Annotated in this window: 24 protein-coding genes; 10 read left to right on the top strand and 14 right to left on the bottom strand. The window is 61.5% G+C overall.

Going from position 1 to position 24707, the window contains the following annotated elements; translation table 11 throughout:
- Positions 1-48: 48 nt before the first annotated feature.
- Together AC5P6E_RS03530 and AC5P6E_RS03535 are read right to left on the bottom strand one after the other, a co-directional pair.
- A complete protein-coding gene (locus AC5P6E_RS03530; protein WP_019337337.1) occupies positions 49-528 on the bottom strand; it encodes a DMT family transporter in 480 nt (159 codons plus the stop codon).
- Positions 529-536: 8 nt separating this feature from the next.
- The gene (locus AC5P6E_RS03535; RefSeq protein ID WP_019337336.1) at positions 537-1934 is read right to left on the bottom strand and encodes an amidohydrolase family protein; all 1398 of its coding nucleotides are present in this window, start codon (positions 1932-1934) and stop codon (positions 537-539) included.
- A 140-nt stretch (positions 1935-2074) separates the two neighbouring features.
- Here AC5P6E_RS03535 and AC5P6E_RS03540 point away from each other — a divergent pair, with 140 nt between their 5' ends.
- Both AC5P6E_RS03540 and AC5P6E_RS03545 read left to right on the top strand, forming a co-directional pair.
- Positions 2075-2980 carry a LysR substrate-binding domain-containing protein gene (locus tag AC5P6E_RS03540; RefSeq protein WP_019337335.1) on the top strand — a complete coding sequence of 302 codons (906 nt, stop codon included), beginning with the start codon at positions 2075-2077 and terminating at the stop codon, positions 2978-2980.
- Positions 2981-3179: 199 nt separating this feature from the next.
- On the top strand, positions 3180-3803 hold the full coding sequence (locus AC5P6E_RS03545; protein WP_019337334.1) for a tyrosine-type recombinase/integrase: 624 nt from the start codon (positions 3180-3182) through the stop codon (positions 3801-3803).
- A gap of 732 nt (positions 3804-4535) precedes the next feature.
- Here the strand turns inward: AC5P6E_RS03545 and AC5P6E_RS03550 are convergent.
- Both AC5P6E_RS03550 and AC5P6E_RS03555 read right to left on the bottom strand, forming a co-directional pair.
- The gene (locus tag AC5P6E_RS03550; protein WP_019337332.1) at positions 4536-4901 is read right to left on the bottom strand and encodes a hypothetical protein; all 366 of its coding nucleotides are present in this window, start codon (positions 4899-4901) and stop codon (positions 4536-4538) included.
- A gap of 55 nt (positions 4902-4956) precedes the next feature.
- Positions 4957-5559 (bottom strand): DUF998 domain-containing protein, encoded by a 603-nt coding sequence (locus AC5P6E_RS03555; protein WP_495230732.1) that lies wholly within the window; start codon positions 5557-5559, stop codon positions 4957-4959.
- Positions 5560-6208: 649 nt separating this feature from the next.
- On the opposite strand from AC5P6E_RS03555, the gene AC5P6E_RS03560 reads away from it, so the two are divergent.
- Both AC5P6E_RS03560 and AC5P6E_RS03565 read left to right on the top strand, forming a co-directional pair.
- Positions 6209-6565, top strand: coding sequence for a hypothetical protein (locus tag AC5P6E_RS03560; protein ID WP_019337330.1), 357 nt, complete (start codon positions 6209-6211; stop codon positions 6563-6565).
- Positions 6566-6610: 45 nt separating this feature from the next.
- Entirely contained in the window at positions 6611-7126 is a 516-nt protein-coding gene (locus tag AC5P6E_RS03565) for a cold-shock protein (RefSeq protein WP_495230701.1), read from the top strand.
- A 49-nt stretch (positions 7127-7175) separates the two neighbouring features.
- Here AC5P6E_RS03565 and AC5P6E_RS03570 read toward each other — a convergent pair whose 3' ends face one another.
- The 3 genes from AC5P6E_RS03570 to AC5P6E_RS03580 all read right to left on the bottom strand — a co-directional run bounded on the left by AC5P6E_RS03570 (position 7176) and on the right by AC5P6E_RS03580 (position 8592).
- Positions 7176-7949: a carbon-nitrogen hydrolase family protein gene (locus tag AC5P6E_RS03570; RefSeq protein WP_495230702.1), complete on the bottom strand. Its 774-nt coding sequence runs from the start codon at positions 7947-7949 to the stop codon at positions 7176-7178.
- Between the two features lie 177 nt (positions 7950-8126).
- Positions 8127-8456 carry a serine hydrolase domain-containing protein gene (locus AC5P6E_RS03575; protein ID WP_019337327.1) on the bottom strand — a complete coding sequence of 110 codons (330 nt, stop codon included), beginning with the start codon at positions 8454-8456 and terminating at the stop codon, positions 8127-8129.
- Positions 8446-8592: a hypothetical protein gene (locus tag AC5P6E_RS03580; protein WP_019337326.1), complete on the bottom strand. Its 147-nt coding sequence runs from the start codon at positions 8590-8592 to the stop codon at positions 8446-8448. The genes AC5P6E_RS03575 and AC5P6E_RS03580 overlap by 11 nt, the downstream gene beginning before the upstream one ends.
- Before the next feature lie 348 nt (positions 8593-8940).
- On the opposite strand from AC5P6E_RS03580, the gene AC5P6E_RS03585 reads away from it, so the two are divergent.
- On the top strand, positions 8941-9861 hold the full coding sequence (locus AC5P6E_RS03585; RefSeq protein WP_157999900.1) for a hypothetical protein: 921 nt from the start codon (positions 8941-8943) through the stop codon (positions 9859-9861).
- A gap of 176 nt (positions 9862-10037) precedes the next feature.
- Here AC5P6E_RS03585 and AC5P6E_RS03590 read toward each other — a convergent pair whose 3' ends face one another.
- Positions 10038-10826: a Fic family protein gene (locus AC5P6E_RS03590; RefSeq protein WP_100041147.1), complete on the bottom strand. Its 789-nt coding sequence runs from the start codon at positions 10824-10826 to the stop codon at positions 10038-10040.
- Here AC5P6E_RS03590 and AC5P6E_RS03595 point away from each other — a divergent pair.
- Positions 10825-11469, top strand: a complete 645-nt coding sequence (locus AC5P6E_RS03595; RefSeq protein WP_138984364.1) for a hypothetical protein — start codon at positions 10825-10827, stop codon at positions 11467-11469. The two genes, AC5P6E_RS03590 and AC5P6E_RS03595, sit on opposite strands and share 2 nt — an antisense overlap.
- A gap of 295 nt (positions 11470-11764) precedes the next feature.
- The gene (locus tag AC5P6E_RS03600; RefSeq protein WP_019337324.1) at positions 11765-13924 is read left to right on the top strand and encodes an ATP-binding cassette domain-containing protein; all 2160 of its coding nucleotides are present in this window, start codon (positions 11765-11767) and stop codon (positions 13922-13924) included.
- Here AC5P6E_RS03600 and AC5P6E_RS03605 read toward each other — a convergent pair.
- On the bottom strand, positions 13851-15188 hold the full coding sequence (locus tag AC5P6E_RS03605; RefSeq protein ID WP_171954927.1) for an HlyD family secretion protein: 1338 nt from the start codon (positions 15186-15188) through the stop codon (positions 13851-13853). The genes AC5P6E_RS03600 and AC5P6E_RS03605 overlap by 74 nt on opposite strands.
- Before the next feature lie 275 nt (positions 15189-15463).
- On the opposite strand from AC5P6E_RS03605, the gene AC5P6E_RS03610 reads away from it, so the two are divergent.
- Positions 15464-16963, top strand: coding sequence for a YifB family Mg chelatase-like AAA ATPase (locus tag AC5P6E_RS03610; RefSeq protein ID WP_019337322.1), 1500 nt, complete (start codon positions 15464-15466; stop codon positions 16961-16963).
- 514 nt (positions 16964-17477) lie between these two features.
- On the top strand, positions 17478-17792 hold the full coding sequence (locus tag AC5P6E_RS03615; protein ID WP_019337320.1) for a hypothetical protein: 315 nt from the start codon (positions 17478-17480) through the stop codon (positions 17790-17792).
- Positions 17793-17862: 70 nt separating this feature from the next.
- Here the strand turns inward: AC5P6E_RS03615 and AC5P6E_RS03620 are convergent, their stop codons facing one another.
- The 3 genes from AC5P6E_RS03620 to yidA all read right to left on the bottom strand — a co-directional run bounded on the left by AC5P6E_RS03620 (position 17863) and on the right by yidA (position 21884).
- Positions 17863-18249, bottom strand: a complete 387-nt coding sequence (locus AC5P6E_RS03620) for a hypothetical protein (RefSeq protein WP_019337319.1) — start codon at positions 18247-18249, stop codon at positions 17863-17865.
- 95 nt (positions 18250-18344) lie between these two features.
- Positions 18345-20663, bottom strand: coding sequence for a TonB-dependent receptor domain-containing protein (locus tag AC5P6E_RS03625; protein ID WP_019337318.1), 2319 nt, complete (start codon positions 20661-20663; stop codon positions 18345-18347).
- Between the two features lie 387 nt (positions 20664-21050).
- Positions 21051-21884, bottom strand: coding sequence for a sugar-phosphatase (yidA, locus tag AC5P6E_RS03630; protein ID WP_329834379.1), 834 nt, complete (start codon positions 21882-21884; stop codon positions 21051-21053).
- Positions 21885-22033: 149 nt separating this feature from the next.
- Here yidA and AC5P6E_RS03635 point away from each other — a divergent pair, with 149 nt between their 5' ends.
- Positions 22034-22696, top strand: coding sequence for an exopolysaccharide biosynthesis protein (locus tag AC5P6E_RS03635; protein WP_010482104.1), 663 nt, complete (start codon positions 22034-22036; stop codon positions 22694-22696).
- 90 nt (positions 22697-22786) lie between these two features.
- Here the strand turns inward: AC5P6E_RS03635 and AC5P6E_RS03640 are convergent, their stop codons facing one another.
- Together AC5P6E_RS03640 and AC5P6E_RS03645 are read right to left on the bottom strand one after the other, a co-directional pair.
- A complete protein-coding gene (locus AC5P6E_RS03640) occupies positions 22787-24097 on the bottom strand; it encodes a PQQ-dependent sugar dehydrogenase (RefSeq protein ID WP_019336324.1) in 1311 nt (436 codons plus the stop codon).
- Positions 24090-24530: a DUF2231 domain-containing protein gene (locus tag AC5P6E_RS03645; protein WP_019336323.1), complete on the bottom strand. Its 441-nt coding sequence runs from the start codon at positions 24528-24530 to the stop codon at positions 24090-24092. The genes AC5P6E_RS03640 and AC5P6E_RS03645 overlap by 8 nt, the downstream gene beginning before the upstream one ends.
- Positions 24531-24707: the final 177 nt, after the last annotated feature.

The following is a 24707-nucleotide window of genomic DNA, read 5'->3' on the forward strand; positions in this document are numbered from 1 at the left end:
GCCTCGATGTTTCCTTTCGATCCGTAGCCTGTGCCGCTCCCCTCGCAATCACACAAGCAATCTGGACCAGCGGTCTCCGAACAGAGAGATGGCAAGACCCGTCAACATGACCAGCGCACCTGCAAGCTTGATGATGGAAACAGGTCGATGGGCAGCACCCAGCAACGCAAAGTGATCGATGACCAGTGAGGACAGCAGCTGTCCAGCGATGACGAGCCCCACCAAGGCGGCCATGCCGATACGCGGCACCAGGATGACGTTGCTGAGCAAAGCGAATGCCCCCATCACGCCCCCAAGCAACACCCAGGCCGGCTGCGCCGGGATGCCTGCAAGCAGACCGAGGGTGTTGCCCCGGACGAGACCGACGAGGGTGAGCGACAACAGCCCGACCATGAAGGAGAAGATGGCGGCTGCAACGGGATCACCACCCAGGCCCTTTGCCAACTGACCATTGAACGTGGTCTGCAATGTGACGGCCATTCCCGCAACCATTGCCAACGGAAAGGCCCAGGCACCGAAGCTGTTCATGTTCACTCTCAGTGATTGGATAGAACCGGGAAGGAAGTGCCGAACACGTCCGGCGTGTAGCCGGCTGCCGAGAACAGGTGCGCGCAGGATTCGTCCACCGCAGCGCGCAACTTGCCCATGTCCAGACCGCACATTTCGCCGCCGCGCTTCAGCACCCGGCCGCCGACCATCACGGTGTCGATGTTGCTGCGCTCCGCTGCATGCACGACCGTTCCGAATGCATTGTTGGACGGATACAGGTTGATGTCGCCGGTGCGGAACAGCACGATGTCGGCCTGCTTGCCCGGCGTCAGGCTGCCAATCCTGTCCTGCAGCCCTGCGCAGGCCGCGCCATCAAGCGTGGCAGCCTCAAGCAGGCGGTGGGAATTGAGCGGATCCTGCTGGGTGCCGGCATTGCGTGGGGGGCGTGCATTGACGCGCAGCACGCGCTCCAGGTAATAGGCCACGCGCATTTCCATGAACATGTCGCCGCTGTAGGACGTCTCGTTGTCGACGCTGAAGCCGGGGCGCAGGCCGTGCCGGATCGCCGCATCCCAGGCGAACATGCCATCTTCGATGCCATAGTGGGCGTCGGAGCGCGGGCAGACATTGATGTGCACACCGGCATCGCGAAGAATCTCCCAACCCTCGTCCTTCAGGCAGGTGCAGTGGTTGAAGATGTTATCCGGACCCAGCAGGCCTTGCGCATGCAACTGAGGCAGCTGGGCGCCCATCTGTTCACCGAAGAACTCAGTGACGATCGGGATGCCCAGGCGGCGCGCTTCGGCCCAGAGCTCCGGCTCGATGTTGGCCATGGTCGCCAATGTGACCAGGTCGTTGGCCGGGTCCTTGAAGTACTTTTCCTGCAAGCGGGCAAGGTTTCCCGGCCAGTGCGCGCGGTCCCAAGTGCCGGACACGGGAGCGCCTGATGCATGCAGCGCACGGATACCGGCATCGAGCAGGGCTTCAACCGACGCATCGGAGTGCGCGGCTGTGCGGCTATTGTGGGAGTTGTCGATGACCGTAGTGATGCCTGCATCAATTGCGCCCAGCGCCGACAGCAAGGTGCCGACATACATGTCCTGCGGCCGGTAATGCTTGGCGAACGAGAAATGCGTGGCGTTGGAGTAGTGCTCCAGCGTCTCGGCGTTTGAGTTGATCCGACGCAGCTGACCCTCCCAGGCGTGGCGGTGGGAGTCCACCATGCCCGGGATGGCGATCATGTCCTTGGCATCGATGACGAGCGCGTCCTCGGCGCTCAGGCTCTCGCCAACGGCAGTGATGGTGCGACCCGTGACAAGGATGTCGCCCTTCATGAGGTTGCCCACAGCCGGGTCCATGCTGATGATGGTTGCGCCGCGGATGAGCGTCTTTTCGGCCGCTGCGATTGTCGGTTGCTGAAGAATGTCTCGCGGGAGGGTGCTCATTGGGGCAAGCTCAATTTCAGGAGTGGCGTGAACTCTATGGCCCGCTGACCCTGCGAAAAAGTCATGCTCTTCGTTTTTATTATTCGTAAAACGCGCATAATCACGATCGAGCTGACCGTCAACCATAGGGTGGAAGCGAAATGGATCGGATTCTGGCGATGCAGGCGTACGTGCGGGTGGTAGAAGCGAAGAGCTTTGTGCGTGCCGCCGAGGCCCTCTCCATCCCCCCCTCCACCGTCACGGGCTTGATCAAGGGCTTGGAGAAGCACCTGCGCGTCCGCCTGCTCAATCGGACCACGCGCAGCGTCAGCCCCACTTCGGAAGGCGAGCGCTACTACCTGCAGTGCCGCGAGATCCTCAACCAGATCGAACAGGCGGAAACCGGCCTGAAGTCGTCTCCACAGGACCTGCGGGGGCGGTTGAGGATCGATATGCCAGGCGGCCTCGCGCACTCGATACTCCTCCCTAACCTGGACAGCTTTCGCCGTCAGTATCCCGGGGTCCATCTGATGATCGGCGTTGGTGACCGGCCGGTCGACCTCGTCCAGGAGGGTGTGGACTGCGTGATCCGGACCGGGCCGCTGGAAGACTCCAGCCTCGTAGCCCGGCCGCTGGGGAACTTCCGCTGGATCACCTGCGCCGCGCCAAGCTATCTGGAGGCGTATGGCGTCCCGCGATCACTTGAAGACCTCGCCGGACACCGCGCGGTGCACCACTTTTCCTCTGGTTCGAGGGGCGGTGGCAGCCTGCTCTTCTCAGCTGATGGGAAGAGACAAGTATTACCTGTGGAGGGCTCGGTCGCCGTCAATGAGACCGAGCTCTACATCAAGCTGTGCATGAAAGGATACGGCCTGGCACAGTTGCAAGGCGTACTGGTCGAGAAGCAGTTGCAGGATGGCACCCTGGTTGAGGTGCTTCAGCGGTGGCGTCCGCCGTCGGTGCCGGTCTCGATCCTGTACCCGCACCACCGTTATGGATCGCCCATCGTCCAAGCATTCATAGCCTGGGCTACAGAGCTTTTCTCCGCCAAGAGCGAGAAAGCATAGATCGCGAAGTCAGCCATGGCGTCCAGAGATTTCGAGGCAGTGTCGAGCATCTATCTCTCCGGTGGACTGCTAGAGACAGCGTTTCTCTAAGACAGATGCCTCCCGGAAGCCGCCGGGCAAGGCGTCCGCTTCCGGTCGCATCACGCCTTGCTTCTAGGCTCGGGCGAAGCCTGACCAACCCCTTCAGCAGGAGTAGGTCATGGCAATTATTCACACACACCAGCCCCACGAGCCCTGGAACAAGGGAAAGCTGATCGGCCAGAAGGCGCCGCTCAAGCTGAAAGATATCTGGGCCATCCGGATCAGACTTCAGCTTGGCCACAAGGTTCGAGATCTAGCCCTATTCAATCTTGCAATTGACTCCAAGCTCCGCGCCTGCGACTTGGTGAAACTCCGAGTGTCCGATGTATCTCACGGCAGGCAGATGGCTTCGCGAGGTATGGTGATGCAACAGAAGACCGGTCGCCCTGTCCAGTTCGAAATTACCCAGTCGACTCGCGAGGCTGTACAGGCTTGGATCACTCATGCTGACCTGAAGGCCTCGGACTTCCTGTTCGCGACACGCGGGCCGGACTCGCCCCACCTTTCGACGAGACAGTACGCCAGGATTGTCCACCGCTGGGTTGAGGAAGCTGGTCTCGAGTCGGGTTCCTATGGCACGCACACGATGCGCAGGACAAAAGCTTCGTTGATCTACCGCAGGACGCGAAACCTCAGGGCTGTCCAGCTATTGCTTGGGCACACGAAGCTCGAGAGCACCGTGCGTTACCTAGGCATCGAGGTCGATGATGCCTTAGAGATTGCCGAGCAGACTGATGTCTGAGTCCATAAGAGTCGCTCCTTGCCCATCGAAGGTCGAGAGAGGACATCAACCAACGCCTTGTTCAAACTGACCCGGAAAGCGGGTTCGGCTCGAATTAGCCGTCAGGGGACTATTGCAGCGCGATCTCTGCGTTGCTCACTCTCGAATCCAGATCACTTGCCGCTGAGTCGACTCTGTAGGCTGCAGCCTGGATGTCTGGCACAACATCCTGCCAGTTATCGAAGCCGAAGCGGCTAGTGATCGACAATAGCTCGGACGATGCTGATTGGACCTCGCGAGACCGTAGAGCTACATCCGCGAATGCTGATTGGCTTGCCTCAATTGTGTCCCGGGCGTCCTGTAGCTCATCCTCCAACCGCGCCACTTTACCGTGGGAGTCAGAAAGCTCCGCTTGAAGGTCTGCAACTTGACTCTCAAGATCGTCGACGCGAGCTTGATTACAGCCAACCAGTGACAGAAGGAGAGCAGGCGCAAGAATGAGCCGACGCATAGTTCTATTAATCCTGACCAGTTAATAGTGGGATCCCTGGTTTCGCTTATACCATCCAGAACGCACCCTATGGCGGCCAGAGAGCTTTGATCACACCGTCCTGACCGCTCAGAGCTCGTGAGTCGCATTAGCCACCGATTGGCTCACCAGCGTCTGCTTTCGGCCAAGAGCGGACTCTCGCAGTACCTTGAACAGACCCAACCACGAATTTGCCTGGCCTGGAACGAAGTATCGGGCCGGCACTACTTGAACATCTCCAACAGATCCTTGTCTTCATGCCGCTGCTCCCACGTGGAGAGAAAACAGAAGCTCACACCACTTCGCATGGCAGCCTTCTGGAACCCGGCCAGTTCTTCCTTCGTGACCGGGTACTCAACCGGATCAAAGTGCAGAATCCCCCACGGCTTGACGAGAGAGAACCAAGGCAGGAGTTCCGAGAAGATCGCCTTGAGCAGGGGCCGGATACTCGAAAAGTCCTTGATCGGGCCCGCGCGATTGCCAAGGGCATGACACTGACGACGGATGGTCCTGTCTCCACCCACCACGCGCGCAATGAAGTGGTCCTGGTGCACTCGAACGTAGATCAGCTGACGGCGAAAAATCCTCATCCCCTTCTCAGCCCCACACACTCAATGGTCGTCCATGTGCCTGCACGCCCGCCCATCAATACGTCGGCTCCGCCTTCAGCACGCTTGAACCCCTTCGCAGCAGATACAGCGCAACCAGGAATGGCCACAGCGAGTTGATCGACGAGAACACGCGCTGGGTCAGCCCCCTGAACCCTTCCGGGTCCGCGCCCACCACGTTCAACCAGAGATAGACGACGCCCCCGATGCTCACCACAGCGGTCACGGCGTATGCCCTTCGGTTGGCAGACCACGCGCTCAGTTCGATGTGCGACATCGCCGGTGCAATGATGTTTGCGATACCGATGGTGTAGAAGCCGTGCATCGGATGGCCCATGGGCCAGAGCCCGTTGGTCAGCATGGAGATGCCAAAGATCATCCAGCAGATCGCGCCGACGGCAATCCGGCGGCCGGATTCCCGCCATACCCCGATGGCAAACGCCACGAAGCCCACTCCGCAGCCGATGGGGGCAATCCTGGCGCAGATGCTTGCAAGCGTCGGCGCCTGCAGCAGCTCGCTGGCGTGCTGTGCAAGCGGGTTGTAGCCCGGCGCAAACACGGCGGCAACGCTGGTCCAGAACAGGAACCATGGAAGCGGGACCAGACCCGCGGACAGAAGAAGTCGATTGCGGCGTAACACGTACAGTGATCCTTGTTTTGGCCTGCGTCTGTGGGTGGAATCCATTCGAACGCTGCAGAACCTTGCTGCTGCGAGCAGGACGGCCTTGATTGACTACAGCGGTAGTCAGATTGCGCGCGGCACTCGGTAGGTTCAATAGGCAGGAAGTCATTTAAACCATCCAGCCGGTGTCGCAGCGGTTCGGTTGCATGAGCGATCACACATGCCCGATGGGCGGGTGCTGTCGCATTTGCCGCGCCTTACATCTCTGGCAGAAGGTTCTGACGACTCCGTTCCAGAAGCGCCGCTGCGCCAAGCACGCCAAGGCTCTCGCCGCTTTCCTCGCTATGCGACAATGCCAAAAGCGTCTCGGGTTTTGGCGGCATTGCCCCCTCCCCCTTGGCATTCCCAACTACGTCAGGCAACTCTGGTATCGCCACCGAAAACGGGTGGCCGGGCCTCGAAAACCCGAGCTATTAGGATGTTGTTTGCACTTGCCAGCCGGCATCACCTTGCGTGGTGTCGGCTGGCATTCCGTCTGCCAGCTATGGCGGGCGGGGCGTGGGGGCCTTGTGCCCGCCGGTTTCTTCCTAATAGCCCGGTTTTCGAGCCACGCTCTGCCCGCCACCTTTATCGGTGGCGGCGTCCGCCTGCTTGCACGGAGCCCGCCATGACCACACCGCACTCCCCTCCTCCACGCCCCATCCAGGAAGCACCGTCACCCGCGCCTGCGCTGGACCCCAACAGCCTCATCGCCATCCTGCACGCCATCGGTGCGGGCGCTGCGGCCGACGGCCAGCCCTGGCCCGAGCGGCACCACCTGCGCAGCCGGCAGATGGCGTTGTCCGACGCCGACTGCGCGCTCACCGGCCAGCGCATCGTGCAGGAGATCCTGCTGGCGGCCGAGCGCACGCGCCAGAACAGCGAGCCGGAGCAGTACGTGGGCGACCGGGTGATGGAGGGGCTGGTGATGGCCGATCTGGCGCTGACCGCCTTCATCCACGAGCGGATGCGCCCCAAGGACTGAGCGCGCTTATGGCGCGGACCTTTCTGCCTGTGTGCGGGGTGACGAATGAAGATGCACGGCCTTGCCGCTGCGGTGGTGTGCATCGCGGTGATCGGCGCGATGCGGGTGGAGTGGCCCGAGCCCGCGGGCGATCAGGTGTGGGCCTACCAGAAGCTGCAGCCGGCCGATTACCGCCTGCTGCACAGTGGTGCGCTGGGCTTCGTCACTGCGAAGGCGCAGGAAGGCTTTGAACTGCACACGCGCTATGCCGGGGTGACGTCCTTCGAAATCCGCTGCAAGGGCGTTCTGGTGCTGGACGTGGAGAACGCGCCCTCCCGCGTGCTGATCCGCATGCCTGCCGATGCCCGCTGGCGGGCGCCGGACATCGAGCGCCTGCGCATCAGCTTCGAGCGTTGGCTGGATCTACACCAGAGCCGGGGAAGGTTGCTGGTGGAAAGTGCGGGGCCTTCGTGGGTTGAGGCGCGGTTTGGGCGCCTTGACAGGTCGGTGCCTGATGACCAGCGCTGCTTGAACGACGTCGTGCGCATGACAGGGACACAGTTTCTCAGGGACACCATCTGATCGAACGGATTCTGTTCGAACAAAGCCAGCTGCGGAAGTCGCGTGCCAGTCAATTTTCCCGGGCGTTGCCCCGCGCTCCCGCGATGCTCATTGCCTGGACTGCCACGGTACTACCGATCTGTTCTGCGAGGTCATACACCACCAATGCCTCGTCTCCAGTTCCGGCGCTGCACCTGAGCGCACCATTGTTGTCCCAGGCTGCAGACCCTCCCGTCATCTCGAATCCATCGGCATTGCCCACGCCATTGCATGCCAACACGATCATCCCAAGCTCCCGCGCGACTGTTGCGTAGTGGCGGTGAGCGCGCTCCATACCAATCATGTTCTTTGCAACACTGGCAACGTAGACCGTTGCTCCCACGTCCTTGGCCCGCAATGCACTTTCCATCTGTAGCGATTCGAAGCAGATGGCGGGGACCAGAATTTCGTCTCCAAGGGTTACTGACAGGGGCGTGGTTCCTGCCTTGAAATAAGGCAGTTCGTCGGCGTGCAGCATCTGCTTGGTGTAGACAGCCAGTGCCTGACCGCTGCGGAAGACGTACATGCCGATCTCCGGACCATCTTTGCCGCGATATGGCCCGCCGACTGCGACCAGAATCTGGTGCCGATCGCTCAGAGACTGGAACACCTTCAGGCGTGCATCATCTGCCGTCATTGCCAGCTGTTCGGCCAACCGCGGCTCATAGCCGGTGAGCGACATCTCTGGAAAGAAGACCGCTGCACCGCCACATGAGGCGGCCCGTTCAATGAAGTGCACGTGCCGTTCGATATTGCCATCGATGTCGCCAGGAGCTGATTGCATCTGTGCTGCAACTATCTTCATTCCCATCCTCTCTGCTCAGACGCAAGCCGAAGCAAGAACCGCCTCGTACGCTGATTATGCAGCCGCCTGCTGGGTGCATCCAGCAGGCTCCATTGATCCAATATCCGGTTGCTCCGCGGGGCAGTCAGCGTGATCGAGGGAAAAGGATCTCCCCTGACCAGAGTCCCCTTAGCCGTTTCACCCGCAATGACCGATGGCGCCCTGCGGAACGCCTGCCGGAGCAGTCCTCGAAGTGGTTGCCTGCTCATCGCGCATCGGCAGATCCAACATGAACCGGCTCCAGTCGCTGATCTGCCTCATCTGCGAGAGGGTTGCTTCGCCCTGGCTGGCGTCGAGATCCAGCGCGGAAGTCATACTCAGCAGATGCTCGATGGTCAGCTTCCTCTTCCGTTCGTCCATGTTCGCGATGCCCTTGGGAGCGAAGACGGGCATCGAGGACTGGTGCAGCTCCAATTCGTGCCTGCCGATGGCGATGCCGGCGAGCGTGGAGGTGACACTACTGGTCACTGACGCAACATCGTGGAACTGCCTTCTGGAACGGCCAATTGTAGGCATCCACCACGACATAGCCGTTGCGAACGATGGTCAGGCTATGGATGGGCGTCTTGTGTTCGCGCACGTAGTCGAACGTGTGGGCCAGCATTGCTGAATCCATCTCTTGGGCTTCCTGGGAGGGTTAGCGCCATCCGAGTTCCCACTTGGCTGAACAAGAGGTCTTCACGCGAGCAGCCAGCATCTGAAGCTGCACGACTGAAGACCCAAACGAACTGCTCCGACTCAGTGTTTTTCCTCCGAAATCGGTCAGCGCGCATTCTGAGGTCTGCCCAGAACCGCCTGGCAACTATCTCGAAAGCTGGAACTGCCATCCCTAACTACACTCGAGCGGTTGCGCTCTCAGAGGGTACTGTTGACTTCAGTTCAAGCTGCTCCCAACATCGTCCGCCGCGCTTCGCATCGCGCTGGATAAACGAACGAATTGAAAGGAAGAAACATGGCAACAGGAATGCGTGCCGTACGCGAACTCACCGCCGAAGAACTGCTGCTGGTTTCAGGCGGCAGTCAGACGGATTTCCAAGCAGCCTCAAGCGGCCTTTGGGACGGGGAGATCGACCAAGGAATGGTAGGGCACTACTTTGACGAGAGTCACTGGGATGGACCGGAGAACGTCCAATTTGATATCAGCGCTACTGGCATGTACGCGCTCGCTGCAACGAGCAAGTTCTCTTCGGGCATATCAAGTGAGCTGGATGAAGTCCTTAGTAACGTACCCAATGTGCAGCAGTCGCTGAAGAACTATATGGACAGCGGAAGGTCTATTCAGTTCCGCGAGTTGGGTTCGGCCAACGGATACGTTGAGCTCGGCTCCATCTACTTGAACCCTAACATCAAGGGTGATGCTCTGCAGATGGCGAGGACCATCGCCCATGAGTTGGCCCACGTGGAGAATCGGGTGACTTGGGACCACAAACCAACCAGGGAAGAGTACCTCGCCACCTATCTCAAGGAAGAGGGGCGCGGAGTGCTCGCAGCAATGGATGCCAACGCTGCCCTGGCAGCAAAATACCCGGAAGCTGCCAACTACACCTGGGACTCTCGATTCATCGAGATAAGGAACCAGATTGGGTCTGGGTACACGGTCGAACAGGCAATCAAGGCTATGGGCGACATCTACGGCAGCATGAAGCATCCCTCCGATCCGAATAAGACCCAGGCTGACTATCTGGCCGAGCCGTGGGACGAAACATTCGGCGCGAAGGGCGGCTCAGGCCACGGAAGCTGGGGAGGCACCGGGGGAACCGGGGGCGTTCCTTGGACCGCTGGCAGTTGGACGTGGGGTAGCGGTGGCTGGACCATTGGCATGGGCGGCACCGGCGGCAGTAACGGAGGCCGTGAAACATGGGAAGAAGAGTGACCTCATCAACCCTTTGACACACGTGGTCGCTACGTTTCGGCAAAGCTGACGATCAAGCCAGAGACAATGGCGCTCCTCCTGAAGGCCAGCCAGAAGATCAGGTGGAATACACCGCCTGATCTTCCTGTCGATTCTCAGATCGAAGCGCTCGATCAAGCCCTGTTGCTTCCAACATCCTACTGCGCTCGTGGAAATTGCATACGAAGCATCAATGCATTCAACTGAGCACTCAGGAGATTGTGTAGAAATCTAATGATGTCTGACCAGTCATTTCCGTTGGCCGCTCGACGCAGACAGATTTCCAAGCTTGAGCCTAGAGAGTCGCTGGCCTCATGGATTGGAAGATAGACATCTTCGCGCTGCCAGAGCAATGCGTTGAAAAGCACCCTGGCGACCCGACCATTCCCATCTCGAAGTGGGTGGCAGTTGAGTAGTCCGACATAGAACCAGGTCGCACGTACGAAGGGTGGCCAGCCCTTATCAAAGGCACAAGCAACCAGCCAGTCAAGCCTCTTGGCAAGCAGTGTGTGTGGCATGTAGCCCCAACGATTCCCGGCTTCATCGGCCGACGTGACATTGGGACCATCGCGCAGCCCCCCATCCAGCCCCAGACGATCCGCAATCAACTTGATAACCGACTGCAAAGCCGCTGGCGCTGGATTACCCAGAAGTGCCCTGCACTGGGCAGCCACCTCGCAGAGCGCGGCGTGTTCGACACTCGAGCTGTGAGGGCGTTTCAGCACCTGTCGGCGCGTGACATGTTCTGAAAGTGGATGAACGAGCTCGGATTCGTGTGCCCCCCAGAACTGCAGCAATCCGTGGCATAGATCATGCGTGTTGAGGCATGATCCAAGTTGTAGAAGTGCCGATCGCTTTTCCTCGACTGCAACAATGTCCCGAGCATGGTTGGCCATTCCCGCAACGAACGTACTGAACGATACCGGCGGGACCAGATGGATCGCCATGGATTTCCTTGACTTTCATTCGGCACATGACGAACATTCCAACCCGACCTTACAGGCCGGCTTAGTTCTAGATCAAGCGCAAGGAGATCGGATGTCGAATGGAGTTCGCGTACTCAATTCTGGAAGGCATACCATTGCCGCCGCGTGCGCTCTCGCATGCTTGTTGGGAGTCGTGCTGACTGCGCAGGCACATCAATCCGCTCAGCCTTACCCCTCTACCCTCACTGTCGAGGATCTGATTCAGTTCCGGCAACGACCTGATGACGCGAGCATTGCGCGCACGTTCGATGTGACTGAAAACAGGATTGGCGCTACGGGCAACGTGCGGTTCTCTGAGCTTGAGCCGAGGCCCGACTCTGCCATGGGTCCGGCTGTACTTATCCGCGATCGATTCTCGGGACGAGTAAGACAGTTGACGGTGACGCAGAGATCGACCATCGATGATGCTCACTGCCTGAAGCTAGCTGAGGCAAGTGATGCACTCGGTCTGTTTGTGCAGCCGCCAGAACCGACTCCACTATGGAAGACCGAAGGGCAGCGAACGCGCGCTTTTCATGAGGATTCTCAAGTGAGCGTCGATGCCATCAGCAGAGCTCCTGGAAGCGATTGCTTGGGAAGCGTTGAGTTCAAGTACAAGAACTAGCCGACTGCTGCAAAGACGAGGTGTGCGCCCATCACCGCGTATGAGGACTCTCCTGACGACGCCTTGTCTCCTATCCTGATCACGCGGAATTCCCCCAGGGAAGTCGACTCTTGATCAGCCTGTGCGTGCGAGCGTTCCGGGCACACGCCAAAGCCTTGATCAGGCGTCAACACTGCGCATCTACATGTAGCAGTTGGAATGGCTATCGGTCAGCGATCCGATAGCAGCGGCGTGGCAATGAACTCCGCTGCCGTACGTCGAACAACGCGCCAGAAGATAGAACGAGCAAGCAGCAATGTCACGGCAGCACTTCCAGTATCAAAGCGAGTACTCCGAGTGTGGACTGGCGTGTGTGGCCACATGCGCCTCTCTGATGGGTAGAGAGACAAGCCTATCCTCTCTTCGGATACGACACCCCTCGTCGTCTCAAGGGACTAATGCTGCGGGGCTGATCTCGGCGTTCACGAGCCTCGGCATCCATGCCCGTGCGATCCGGTGTGAGGTGGACGATCTCCAGCACATTTCGTTGCCGGCAGTGCTGCACTGGAAGCTATCTCACTTCGTTGTGCTTAGTAGGTACTCACGCGGGCGCTTCAGCATCTTTGATCCCGCATGCGGCCACACGAGCCTAAGTCGTGCGGATGTCTCGGAGTCCTTTACTGGAGTCGCGCTCGAGCTGACTCGGCTTCCAGGCTTCGTCGCAAGCAGGAGTGATCGTCAGTTCAGCATTCGGCGCTTTGCGACAATCACGCCCGAAGTGAAGCAGGCTCTGGGACTTGGATCCATCTACTCCGTATTCCTTCAGCTCTTCCTCGTCAGTTCGCCGTTCTTCATCCAGATATCGGTAGATGAGGCGGCAACCCATACAGACACAGACTTGCTTGTCCTCTTGGGGCTCGGCTTTGCTCTGCTTGCGATCTTCAACTTCTTGGCTGAGATACTTCGTTCGCAGGCAATGACCAAGGCTGCAAGCGCGTTGTCCTGGAATGCAACGCGCCGACTTTTCCGGCATATGATTCTCCTCCCCCTATCGTGGTTCGAGCGGAGGCGCCTTGCCGACGTTTCGTCGCGATTCGACACCATGGACTCTCTCAAGCAGGCGCTAACGGGAGGCTTAGTGTCCGCAGTAATGGATGGAATGCTGTCATTGCTACTCGTGACGACAATGTTCTTCGTCTCCCCTTTGCTTGCTCTTATCGGCAGCTCTGCCTCGGCAATCTACCTGGTCCTTTCCTGGGCTTCGTCGCCAGCCCGAAACAAGCTGGGTGGGGAGGCCTTCCAGGCATCACTGCGTGAGAAGACGGCTAGGATCGAAACAATTCGTTCAATCGCATCCATAAAGTCTGCAGGCGCCGAACTGAACCGTGAGGCGGAATGGTCCGCCCGACTTGCAGACGCCACCAACGCAGGAAATCGACTGAACTCATTGCTGGCGTCCCTGTCTGCTAGCCGCACCTTGCTGGACAATCTCGCAACGGCAGGTGCCGTGTACCTGGGCGTTCATCTGTTGTTGGACCAAGCGCTGACAGTTGGTGCGCTTTTTGCCTTCTTCGCACTCAAGCGCCAGTTGTCCGCACGAATCCATACATTCGTCCAGCAGATCACCGCCTTCCGTCAGACCGTCCTTCACTCAGATCGATTGGCAGATATTGTTCTAAGTGAGAGCGAGTTGATGGGACCCGAGGCAATGGATCACCCTCCGCTAGAGGGACGCGTGTACGCCCATAATGTGTACTATCGCTACGGTCAATCAGACGAATTTTCGGTAAAGGCACTCAATATCGCGGTGAATCCAGGAGACTTTGTTCTCCTCAATGGCCCGTCCGGTTGTGGCAAGAGCACCATCATGAAGCTGCTCGCTGGCTTGTATCTCCCGCAGCAAGGTGAGATCCGGTATGACGGTACGGCATTGTCTACGCCATTCTCGCGCTCCATAAGGGCGCAGATTGGTGTAGTCATGCAGGGGGACGAACTGCTTGGAGGGAGTATCGCCGAGAACGTAGCGTTCTTTGCTGAGGATGCTGAGCCAGAGAGGATCTGGCGATGCCTGGTACTTGCTGGACTCGCGACAGAGGTCAAAGCAATGCCACTTCAGCTGCAGACGCGCATTGGTGAGATTGGAAGCTCATTGTCTGCCGGCCAACGTCAGCGGCTCCTGATTGCTCGCGCGCTGTACCGCCGACCCTGCGTTCTTCTTCTTGACGAGGCGACAGCGAACGTTGATCTAGATAAGGAACGGGAGATTTTCCTATCGCTGCGATCGATCGGAATCACCATCATCGCCGTTACTCATCGACCGCAGATCGCGAGCCTGGCGACGCTACTTGCTACATGTGCCGGAGGTTCAATAACTAGCGTAAAGCGTGTAACGCCTGAGCAGGTCATTCCAGGCCGGAGAGCGCCGTTCTTGCGGGGTCAAGCAGCATCTCCAGAAGTGTTCTCCGCTCCATCATAAGATCCACATCAAACTTCATTCCGTCTCCGAGCATGGATGGATCAATGGTCCGATTACGGGACGACCCGTGATGGTTGGACGATAGGGAGATGGTGATTGCATACATGGCTTCGGATGCATTCAGATCTCTGGGTAGATCTGCCACTGGCGTGGGCGCCTTGGCCACTTCCCGTACCGTTCCCGAGATCGTGCCAAACTTGCGGTACGGGAACGCCGAGACCTTCAAACGTGCTTCGCTTCCAGGCTTCAGGAATCCGATGGCCGATGACCTCACCCATGCGCGCCCAATCGCGGGCTCGTCCGTTGCTGCGATGATCATGAGTGATGCACCTGGTTGGACGGACTCGCCCAAAGATGCAATCCGACTCGAAACGCGGCCATCCATTGGAGCCGTCAGTGTCTCCGCGCTGCTGGCTCGCAATGAGATCTCCTTCTCATCGAACGCGGCCGTCTCAGCCGTGATCATCGACTCGGATGAAGATGCTTGGTGCTCCAACTGGCGCCTGGAGCTTTCCGTCGTTCCTATTTTGGACAGCATCTGGCCACGCTCTCGTTTGAGACCAACAAGCTGCTGCTGCTGGTCCAGAAGTTCACCACGAGCAGCGCGGAACTGCAGCTCCGACACGATCTTCTCCCGAGTGAGCTGCCCCATAGCCTCAACTGTCCGCTGCTTGTCCGAAATCTGCATCTCTTTCAGGGCGATAAGCTCGTTGAGATAGCGAACTTGCTCGCGGTTCTCTGCCGACTCAAGTTCCACCTCATGGATCTTCTGCCGAATGACCTCTGCAGTGTCACCCAGTGAGTCCACGCGTGACACCATCTGCCTACGGGCAGCTTCGAGGCTGCGATTTCCGATACTTATGCCGTCGACCGTCCGGTCGTAGGAAAGGCTCAGCAGACTCTGCCCTTTCCGAACAACTTCATCCGGCTTGACGTGTATTGCCGAGACCACGCCCTGTCGAGTCGCAGTTACTCGCTTTGTTCCCAGTTCGGTGGATATCTCGCCCTGGGCGCGTTCTTTCCTTGGAAAGCGTGCAGTTGCTGCAACCGCTACGACAACGCCAGTCAGCAGGAGAAAGAACAGGGCGGTCGAGCGCCAGCCAAAGCCCAAGCCGTCAAGCGGCACGTCGTGTCGACGCTGATCATCTGGCCTGAGTGCCTCGCGAAACAGCGCTGGAGATTGCTTTGAGGTGCGGCCAACGTCCATGTGGGCATTTTTACTTGGAAGCAGAAAATTATGACATCTGGCGGCTCCGTCAGCCATCAAGCGACGGCTGCGGATAGCCTCTCACAGCGTTGACCACCCGCGGCTCTCTGATCTTGGCATGTAGGCGCACTGAGCCAGGCAGGAAAAACCCCACTACGGTGGCGCTCATGCTCCCTCGCTTCAGTGAGCGACACCTGATGCACAGCGATATCTAGTCAGGGCAAAGGATCGTCGTTGACCAGAATCCCCCTAGCCGATTCGCCGCCAATTCCCGATAGCGCCCTGCGGAACACCTACCGCACCATCAAGCGCCTCTCTACAGGAAACCACACATGAGCCTGGCGCTGGTCCACAGCCGTGCCCGCGCCGGGGTCGATGCCCCACCGGTGCGGGTGGAAGTGCATCTCTCTGGCGGCCTGCCTGTCACGCAGATCGTTGGCTTAGCCGAGACCAGCGTCCGCGAATCGCGCGAGCGCGTGCGTGCCGCCCTGCTCTGCGCGCGCTTCGACTTCCCGCAGCGACGCATCACGTTGAACCTCGCGCCCGCTGACTTGCCCAAGGAAGGTGGGCGTTACGACCTGGCGATTGCCTTGGGCATTCTCGCGGCCAGCGGCCAGGTCGATCCTCAGTCGCTGCTGCAGTACGAATTCCTTGGCGAGCTGGGCCTGACTGGCGAGCTTCGGCCGGTGGCGGGTGCGCTGCCCGCCGCGATTGCCGCCGCCGAGGCCGGGCGCATCCTGGTGGTACCGCCCGGGAATGCTGCGGAGGCCGCACTGGCCGAGCACGCCGATGTGCGTGTAGCGCGCACGCTGCTGGAGTGCTGCGCCGGGTTGGGCAATCCGCGCCTGTTGCCGCCCGTGGAGCGCGTAGACACGACGCCGTTGCCGCTGCCCGATCTGGCCGACGTGCGCGGGCAGGCACACGCTCGGCGCGCATTGGAAGTGGCTGCCGCCGGTGGGCACCATCTGTTGTTGATCGGCAGTCCTGGCTGCGGCAAGACACTGTTGGCCTCGCGCCTGCCCAGCCTGTTGCCGGATACCGAAGAGACTGAGGCGCTGCAGCTGGCAGCGATTGCGTCGGTGAGTGGCGAAGGACTGGACCCAAGACGATGGCGGCAGCGGCCCTTTCGGGCGCCGCACCACAGCGCGAGTGCGGCAGCACTGGTGGGCGGCGGCAATCCGCCCTGCCCCGGCGAGATCTCCCTGGCCCATCACGGCGTGCTGTTCCTGGACGAGCTGCCGGAATGGAACCGCAGCGCGCTGGAGACCCTGCGCGAGCCGCTGGAGTCCGGCCACATCCGCATCGCCCGCGCGGGGCGCAGCGTGCAGTATCCGGCGCGATTCCAGCTGGTGGCGGCGATGAATCCCTGCCCCTGCGGCTGGGCTGGCGACCGCAGCAACCGCTGCCTGTGCAGCGATGAGCGCATCAACCGCTATCGTGCCCGCGTGTCCGGTCCGTTGCTGGACCGTATCGACCTGCATATCAGTGTGGCGCGCATGGATGCGGTGGAGCTACGGGAAAGCACGCCGCTGGGTGAACCCAGTGCTGCGGTGCGTGCACGGGTGGAAGCCGCGCATACCCGGCAGCAGGCGCGTGGCGGGCTCAATGCGCATCTGCCGCCAGCGGCGCTGCGGGCGTGCACGAAGCTGAGCGAGGCCGATCAGGATCTGTTGGAGCAGGCCATCGAGCGTCTGCAGCTTTCCGCACGTGCGATGCACCGGATTCTGCGGGTCGCGCGCACGATTGCGGATCTTGCGGGTTGCCAGGTGATCCAGACGGCGCATCTGGCTGAGGCGATCGGGTATCGGCAGTTGGATCGGGGAAATGCATGAGCCTGATTGCCGGGAGCCCTCGTCCGCACGGGAGCAGCAACAATCAAAAAAATACCCCGGCCGCATGCCCAGAAGGACAGAGACGGTACCGGGGTGTACTTCACCACCGTCCCCCACACGACAGCACCCTGCAATCGGCATCAGTGGAGGCGTCCAGGCAGCGATGAGCCATGACAGATTCGAAGAAGCCCTTTCCCTGGAGCGCTTTGGCCGCTACCTGGATTGGGCGGGGGGCGACCGTAGCCGAGCCATCGCCCTGTATGGATGCAATACGCACTTGTCTGAAAGCCTCTACGCACCGCTGCAGACGTTGGAAGTGGCACTGCGAAACCGCATCCACACCGTTCTGACCTAGGCCAAGGGCGAGGCGTGGTACGGCCAAGGCGCTGGCGCCCTGAAGGTTGCTCATCAACTCGAGCAGGTCGCCAAAGCCGTCAACGAATTGGTCAGAGCGGGAAAGACGGTAACAGCAGGCGGTGTGGTCGCCAGTCTCACCTTCAGTTTCTGGACAACAATGTTCAACAAGGACTACGAGGCCCTTTGGCAGCAGATCCTTCACCGGATTGCGGACCCCAGTGCGCCCAGGGGACTGAAGAGGAGGAGCTTTTCGGGACCGCTGACTCGCATACGCGTGCTACGCAACCGCATCGCCCATCATGAACCGATCCTCGGCTGGAACCTGCGCAGGCACCACGATGAGATTCTGATGCTGATCGAATGGCTATCGCCGCCCGCCGCGACATGGTGTCGTGAGAACAACCGCTTTCCGCAGGCATACCCGGAAGACGGAATCACCTTGGTATGTTCGTCCGAGTCGAATAGACACTGACTGCGCGTGTCCTCCTGCGGCCTGGTGCAAAGAGCGGTCGACTAACAGTCGACCCTACCAAGGGCAGGCATCAGGCTGCCGAATGCAACCGCCCACGCTTCGCCAGCAACGCCACCCGACGGCTGACCAGCGCGTGCAGCTCCGCCAGCTCCGACGCGCGGTCAGCCGTCATGTTCCCGCCAAACAGCACCCGTGACAACGCCGCCTCGTCGCTGTCGTCCGGGTGCTGCCACCGGTCCCGGTACACCTTCTGGCACACCAGCCAGGCCTGCCGCAGCCCCCCACCGGGCAACGGACGGACCACGCGCTCGTAGACGTGCCAGAACTGGTACTCGGCCTGCAGGTCGATCACAGGCGTCACGGACGGCGCCTGCCGAGGCCGTCCCGGGCTTTGGATGTCGAACAACGGTGATCGCGGGTTGTACTGAGCCATGCCGACAGGATGACCCAGCAACATTGTGGGAACCTTGCGTCGCCGCCAGAAAATCCCTGTTGATTGCGCAAGGCGTGCCTCTGGCAGGGGTCAGCTATCCACGCATGGCGTGGATCTACTCAGAAGGTCATCGAGGTACTGAACATCAGCTGCCGTGGCGCGCTGCGCTGCAGGGTCTGGTAGTCCCCCGAGAACGACGAGCCGGCAATGGTGGCGGTGCCGATGTTGTGGCGGTTGAACAGGTTGCTCACGTCCAGCCGCAGCTCCAGGCCGGGCACTGCGCTGTCTGCACCGAAGCGGTAGGCGGCATAGGTGTTGACCTGCCAGAAGGTCGGCACGCGGATGTCGTTCTCGTAGGTGAAAGGCTGGCGCAGGTACGAGGTGCTGGTCGCACCAAAGCGCCAGTCACCGAAGTGCGCGGACAGGTCGCTGACCAGCGAGATCTGCGGGTAGCCCGGCTGGGCATTGCCCTTGATCGGGTACACCGTGTCGCCCACCACGAAATCACTGTCGTAGTACGAACGGGCTACGGCCACGCCCTGATAGAACTGCAGGTGGTCGGTCAGGTCGGCGGTGATGCCGAGGTCGGCACCGATCACATGCATCTTCGGCATCAGCCGAACCGTGTTGATCTGCGCGAACTGGGTACCGATGGCGGCCGACAGCAGGCGGTTGCGGATGTCGTTGTAGAACACGTCGCCGGTGATCGTCAGCCGATCGAAGCGATGCGACGCGCCTACGGTGAGGTTCCAGTTCTTCTCCGGGCGCAGCGTGCCGGCCACGCGGTCGAACTCTTCCTGGTCGGTGATGGTCCATGCCGAGGCGGTGTAGCCGATGTTGCCGCGCTGGGCCACGCGGTAGCCGTTCATGGTGTTGCCCAGGTCGATGAAGGCGTCGGTGGATTCGGTCGGGCTCCAGAACAGCGAGACGTGCGGCAGGAAGTTGCTCTTCGCGCGCAGCGTGCCGTTCACCGGCCGGTCCTTGGCATCACCCAGGCCGCCACCGCGGGTGCGGAAGTCCACGGCCTTGAAGCCGACACCCAGCTTCAGCGTGTCGTTCAGCACGATGTCGTCCTGCAGGTAGAACTGGCGCGAGCGGGTCACCCAGCTCGATGCGTTGTCGGTCTTGAACGCGGGGCCGTACACGTCGAACGGGCCGGTGGCCTTCAGCGGCGGGCCCTCGCCCAGCAGTGGCTGCTGGTACCACTCGGTCTTGGCCGCGGCCTTGCTCTTCTCCTGCCAGAAACCGGCAGTGAAGGTGTGCGCGCCGGTCTCGAACTGCAGGTTGACCATGCCGCCCAGGCGGTTGAGGCGCGGCGTCTGTACCTGTTCGGAGAACGGTGCGCCGTTGGGCGACGGTACGGTCGGGTCGGTCAGCGTGGCCTGGGTGTGGCTGTTGGCGTTGTACAGCTGCACGTTGCCACTCAGCGCCGGGGTGATCTGGAAGCGATGGTTGATCGATGACACGCGGTCGCGGGTGGTCTGGCCGGTGTCGTACGGAATCAGTTCGGACAGCTCACCGCAGGTGTAGGCGCCGCAGGATTTGTCCGCGTTTTCCGGCGAGGCCACGTACCACGCCCACGCATAATCGGGATAGAAGATGTCGGCCTTCCAGCCCAGCTTGCGGATCATGTCGAAGGAGATGTTGTTGTAGCCCCAGACCTTGGCCTTGCTGTCGGACAGGAACACGGTGACATCGCCCCAGGCGACGTCCTGCTGCAGCTTCAGGTCGCCGCGCAGGAAGTTCTGCGTGCCCTCGCCCTGGTACTTGTCGGCGGACACGCGCTGCAGGTCGACCAGCACTTTCGGGCCATGCTCACCGAGCTGGCCGCTCTGCCCGGACACGGTGGTGACCAGCGTGTTGTTGCTGCCCACGCCCTGCTTCACGCGCAGGCTGGGCGTGTCCTGCAGGTCGCGCAGGCGGTATTCCAGGCTGCCGCCGTTGACGCTGCTGGAGAACACGCTGACCGGCGCACCACCGGGGCTGACTGTGATCGCGCCGATGCCATCGGGCACGCCCACGTTCACCACGCTGGTGCCGGTAAGCGAGAGGAAGCCGTTGTCGTTCAGCGGCACGCCTTCGAAGGTGATGCCCATTTCGTTCATGCGGAAGCCGCGCACGAACAGGCTGGTGGCCGAGATATCCAGGCCCAGCCCGTCGGTGGCGGTGTAGCTGGCGCCCGGTACCTGCTTCAGCATGGCCAGGCCGTTGTTGCCGGTGACCATCGCGTCGAGGTCTTCGGCCTTGATGATGTAGCGGTTGGGGCCGATCACCTGGGTCGGTGCCACGGCCGCACCGCGCGGTGTGGCGATGACCTGCAGGGCGTTGAGCGTAGTGGGCGTGTCGTGGGTGGCATCGTGCGTTTCTGTGGCGTACGCAGGTGCGGTGATGGCCGCGATGATGGCCAGGGCGAGGCGTGTCGTGGGTGGGGTGTTCATGGGCAGATCCAGGGTGCAGGGAGAGAGCGGCGCAGGCGCACGCCCAGCGCGTTGCAGCACCGGTGTCGGCGCCCTGGCTGGCGATGCGATTGCGTTGGGGGTGACGGCGCAGTGCGCGCCGGTCAGTGGCAGAGGAGGACGATCCTCTGCCTTAGAATTCGATGGCGTGATTTCGACGTGCGAAATTCTTGCATCGCGCTGCCGCATCCGCCATTGCGCGGTGGTACAGCGCGAATGGCGATAGGGATGGATGGGTTATACGTGGGTATAGCCCCGGCGTGGTCGGGGCCGACCTTGGTCGGCGCTTGCCGTCTGCGTGTGCCAACCAAGGTTGGCACCTACCGGGGCGGATGAGGTTGGCAGCTACCTGGACAGCTGACCGCGCGGTTACTGCAGGACGAAGCGCTCGATCGCCCGCGCCACACCTTCATCGGCGTTGCTGGTGGTTTCAAACCGCGCCACCGCCTTCACAGCATCAATGGCATTGCCCATCGCCACGCTGGTACCGGCGTACTGCAGCATGGTCAGGTCGTTTTCCTGGTCACCGATGGCCATCACGTTGGCGCGATCGATGCCCAGGTGCTCGGCCAGCTTCTGCAGGCTCGGGCCCTTGCCGGCGCGGCGGTCGAACACTTCCAGGAAGAACGGCGCGCTCTTAAGCACCGCGAAACGCTCGGTCAGTTCGCTGGGCAGGCGCGCGATGGCGGCATCCAGCACGTCGGGCGCGTCGATCATCATCAGCTTGATGAAGGACATCGACGGGTCCATGTCTTCCACGCGGCGGTAGGACAGTGGCATCCGCGAAAGATGCGAGTCGGCCACGGTGTAATAGCTGATGTCCTGGTTGGGCGTGTACATGCGCTGGCTGTCCAGCGCCTGGAAGTGCACGCCCAGGTCGCGGGCCACCTGCTCGCAGAACAGGAAGTCGTCGAAGCTGAGCGGATACTCGACCACGGTTTCGCGCGTGCCGATGCGTTGTACCAGGCCGCCATTGCAGGCGATGCAGTAGTCGTCGTCGCCGGTGATGCCCAGCTCGTGCATGAACGGTGCCAGGCCGGGAACCGGGCGGCCACTGGTCAGCACGATGTGCACCCCCAGCGCGCGCGCCTGCGCGATGGCCTGCTTGGCCCGGGCGGTGAGCGTGTGGCTGGGGTCCAGCAGGGTGCCATCCATGTCGATGGCGACCAGTTCGATGGTCGATTGCCTGCGGCCCATGTCCATTGCGTTCAACTCGTGCGGGGCACGCCAGTTTACCCCCTCATGCCCGGTTCACCTCTTTGCCCACGTTGGCCGGGATACTGCGGGAGCCTGTGCGTCCCCCACCGCAGGACGGCCCGCTGACCGCCCTTCCCTGGAGAACCTTGCGACGCATGACCTACCGTGCCCCCGAAACCAACGACAGTGCGCCTCTGGCCCAGCAGATCGAGCAGATGATCGACGAGCTGCCCGGCGAGCAGGTCAGCGTCGGCACCCTGCTCAGTGCGCTGGGCGATGAAGGCCTGCTGCTGATCGTGATCCTGCTCTCGGCCATCTTCATCATTCCGGTGTCGATTCCCGGGCTGAGCACCGTATTCGGTGCCTCGATCCTGCTGATCGGCCTGAGCCGGGTGCGCAACCGCCCGCTGTGGGTGCCGCAGAAGCTGGCGCGCCGCGAGATCGCCACCGACAAGCTGAAGGCCAACCTGGGCCGTGCGCTGAAGTGGGTGCACCGCATGGAGCGGCTGTCGCGGCCGATGCGGCTGGCGGTGATGGTGCGCTCGAAGAAGATGATGCGCCTGAACAACCTGATGCTGGTGTTCGCGACCCTGCTGCTGATGGCGCCCGCCGGACCGATTCCTTTCAGCAACACGCTGCCGGCGCTGGCGCTGATGTCCTTTGCAATCGGCTTCATCCAGCGCGATGGCGCGGCGGTGGCGGCCGGTTACGGCTTCGTGGTGGCCACGGTGGTGTATTTCGGCGTGCTGCTGGGCGGCGTCGGGTTTGCTGCCGAGTCGGTGTTCAGCGGGTTCCGCAGCAGTACTGCGGAACTGTAGAGCCGAGCCCATGCTCGGCTTACGCGCGCACCGCGCGGGTTTCCGTGCACCGAACGAAGAGCAGCCGAGCATGGGCTCGGCTCTACAGAACTACTTGGCCGACACCCGCCACACCACGTCGCCCACGTCGTCGGCGACCAGCAGCGCGCCCTCTGCATCCATGGCCATCCCCACCGGCGCACCCATCAGCGTCTTCTCGTCCTTCGAGGCGAAGCCGCTGACCACGGTCTGCGGCCGCCCGGTCGGCTTGCCGTCCTTGAACGGTACGTAGACCACTTCGTAGCCACTTAGTGGCGAACGGTCCCAGCTGCCGTGTTCGCCGATGAAGGCACCGCCGTGGTACTGCGCCGGCAGTGCCTGGCCGGTGTAGAACAGCAGGCCCAGCGGCGCCACGTGCGAGCCGATCGCGTAGTCCGGCACGATCGCCTTGGCCACCAGGTCCGGCCGCTGCGGCTGCACGCGCTCGTCCACGTGCTGGCCGTAGTAACTGTAGGGCCAGCCATAGAAGCCATCTTCTTTCACCGAGGTCAGGTAATCCGGCACCAGGTCGGCACCGATCTCATCGCGTTCGTTCGCAACAGCCCACAACTTTCCGGTGCTCGGCTCCCAGTCCAGGCCGGTCGGGTTGCGGATGCCCGAGGCGAAGATGCGGCTGCCACGGGTGGCCACGTCCACTTCCAGCACCACCGCGCGGCGGTATTCGACGGCCAGGCCATTCTCGGTGATGTTGCTGTTGGAACCCACGCCCACGTACAGCTTGCGGCCATCGCGGCTGGCCAGCAGTTCCTTGGTCCAGTGGTGGTTGATGGTGCTGGGCAGGTCGGTGAACTCGCGGCCCTTGTCGGACATGCGGGTTTCGCCGGGCACGTAGTGGTACTGCATGATGTTGCCGGTGTTGGCCACGTACAGCGTGTCACCGATCAACTGGATGCCGAACGGCGAGTGGAGGCCTTCGATGTAGACGTGCTGGGTCCAGGTGTTCGTTCCCGGCGAGCGGCGCAGCAGGGTGACCCGGTTGCCGCCCTTGCCGGCCTTGCCCGAGCGCGCCTTCACCTTGCCGGCAATCCACTGCTTGGGCGTGGTGACCGGTTCTTCGCCGGGGCCGTTGCCTTCCACCACCAGCACATCGCCGTTGGGCAGGGTCAACAGCCGCCGCGGATGCAGCAGGTTGGCGGCGATGCGCTCGATCTTCAGGCCCTCTGCCACCGAGGGCGACTGGCCGTCGGCCCAGCCGACGCCCTTGGGCACCTGCATCGGCGGCATCAGGAAGTTCTTCGGTGCCGGCAACGGCGGCTGTGCGCCGGACTGGTCAGCGGGGTGGTATTCGGCCTTGCCCGCGCAGGCCGACAGGGTGACCGCCATTGCCAGCGCGGCGACGGTGGGCAGGATGTGCTTAGCCATGACGACCTCCCTGCAGCACCGGCGGCTGCAGTGACAGCAGGATCAGACCCAGGGCGATCAGGGCCACGGTCAACGCCGACAGGATCGTACCCGGCACGGCAGCGGCATACGCATCGCGGCTGTGCACGAACGCGTTCCAGATGGCCAGCACCACCGCGACCAGGTTGAGGAAGAAGTCGATGCGGTCGATGCGGGTGGCGGTACCGCTGCGGCGCCAGACCGCGAACAGGTTGATCAGGCGCGGAAGGATGGCGATCAGCAGGCCGAAGGTGATCAGCCAGGCAGCGGCCTTGCCCCACATCACCTCGGCGCTGTTGAGATAGATCGCGTCGAAGATCAATGCGCCGACGAAGAAGCCGAAGGGTATCGGGTTCAACAGGCTGAACAGCGTGGTGCCGAGGCCGCGATGGGCCTGGGCGAGCGGATTGACCATCATCGTGCTCCGACGCGGAAGGGTGCACGGGCTGTAGTAGCACAGCCGGATGTGAGGGCGCGCGATGACACCGCTTGTGTAGAGCCGAGCCCATGCTCGGCTGCTTTACACACGGGACCGTCCGATCAGCCGAGCAAGGGCTCGGCTCTACAGGAATGCGCAGTCGTCATTACCCCG

Source organism: Stenotrophomonas sp. YJH_SMC_16 (assembly GCF_059367875.1).

Coding starts and splice junctions, on each gene's coding strand:
- AC5P6E_RS03530 (WP_019337337.1), bottom strand. CDS start 528: ATGAACAGCTTCGGTGCCTGGGCCTTTCCGTTGGCAATGGTTGCGGGA.
- AC5P6E_RS03535 (WP_019337336.1), bottom strand. CDS start 1,934: ATGAGCACCCTCCCGCGAGACATTCTTCAGCAACCGACAATCGCAGCG.
- AC5P6E_RS03540 (WP_019337335.1), top strand. CDS start 2,075: ATGGATCGGATTCTGGCGATGCAGGCGTACGTGCGGGTGGTAGAAGCG.
- AC5P6E_RS03545 (WP_019337334.1), top strand. CDS start 3,180: ATGGCAATTATTCACACACACCAGCCCCACGAGCCCTGGAACAAGGGA.
- AC5P6E_RS03550 (WP_019337332.1), bottom strand. CDS start 4,901: ATGAGGATTTTTCGCCGTCAGCTGATCTACGTTCGAGTGCACCAGGAC.
- AC5P6E_RS03560 (WP_019337330.1), top strand. CDS start 6,209: ATGACCACACCGCACTCCCCTCCTCCACGCCCCATCCAGGAAGCACCG.
- AC5P6E_RS03565 (WP_495230701.1), top strand. CDS start 6,611: ATGAAGATGCACGGCCTTGCCGCTGCGGTGGTGTGCATCGCGGTGATC.
- AC5P6E_RS03570 (WP_495230702.1), bottom strand. CDS start 7,949: ATGAAGATAGTTGCAGCACAGATGCAATCAGCTCCTGGCGACATCGAT.
- AC5P6E_RS03580 (WP_019337326.1), bottom strand. CDS start 8,592: ATGCTGGCCCACACGTTCGACTACGTGCGCGAACACAAGACGCCCATC.
- AC5P6E_RS03585 (WP_157999900.1), top strand. CDS start 8,941: ATGGCAACAGGAATGCGTGCCGTACGCGAACTCACCGCCGAAGAACTG.
- AC5P6E_RS03595 (WP_138984364.1), top strand. CDS start 10,825: ATGGATTTCCTTGACTTTCATTCGGCACATGACGAACATTCCAACCCG.
- AC5P6E_RS03590 (WP_100041147.1), bottom strand. CDS start 10,826: ATGGCGATCCATCTGGTCCCGCCGGTATCGTTCAGTACGTTCGTTGCG.
- AC5P6E_RS03600 (WP_019337324.1), top strand. CDS start 11,765: ATGTCACGGCAGCACTTCCAGTATCAAAGCGAGTACTCCGAGTGTGGA.
- AC5P6E_RS03605 (WP_171954927.1), bottom strand. CDS start 15,188: ATGGCTGACGGAGCCGCCAGATGTCATAATTTTCTGCTTCCAAGTAAA.
- AC5P6E_RS03610 (WP_019337322.1), top strand. CDS start 15,464: ATGAGCCTGGCGCTGGTCCACAGCCGTGCCCGCGCCGGGGTCGATGCC.
- AC5P6E_RS03615 (WP_019337320.1), top strand. CDS start 17,478: ATGTTCAACAAGGACTACGAGGCCCTTTGGCAGCAGATCCTTCACCGG.
- AC5P6E_RS03620 (WP_019337319.1), bottom strand. CDS start 18,249: ATGTTGCTGGGTCATCCTGTCGGCATGGCTCAGTACAACCCGCGATCA.
- AC5P6E_RS03625 (WP_019337318.1), bottom strand. CDS start 20,663: ATGAACACCCCACCCACGACACGCCTCGCCCTGGCCATCATCGCGGCC.
- yidA (WP_329834379.1), bottom strand. CDS start 21,884: ATGGACATGGGCCGCAGGCAATCGACCATCGAACTGGTCGCCATCGAC.
- AC5P6E_RS03635 (WP_010482104.1), top strand. CDS start 22,034: ATGACCTACCGTGCCCCCGAAACCAACGACAGTGCGCCTCTGGCCCAG.
- AC5P6E_RS03640 (WP_019336324.1), bottom strand. CDS start 24,097: ATGGCTAAGCACATCCTGCCCACCGTCGCCGCGCTGGCAATGGCGGTC.
- AC5P6E_RS03645 (WP_019336323.1), bottom strand. CDS start 24,530: ATGGTCAATCCGCTCGCCCAGGCCCATCGCGGCCTCGGCACCACGCTG.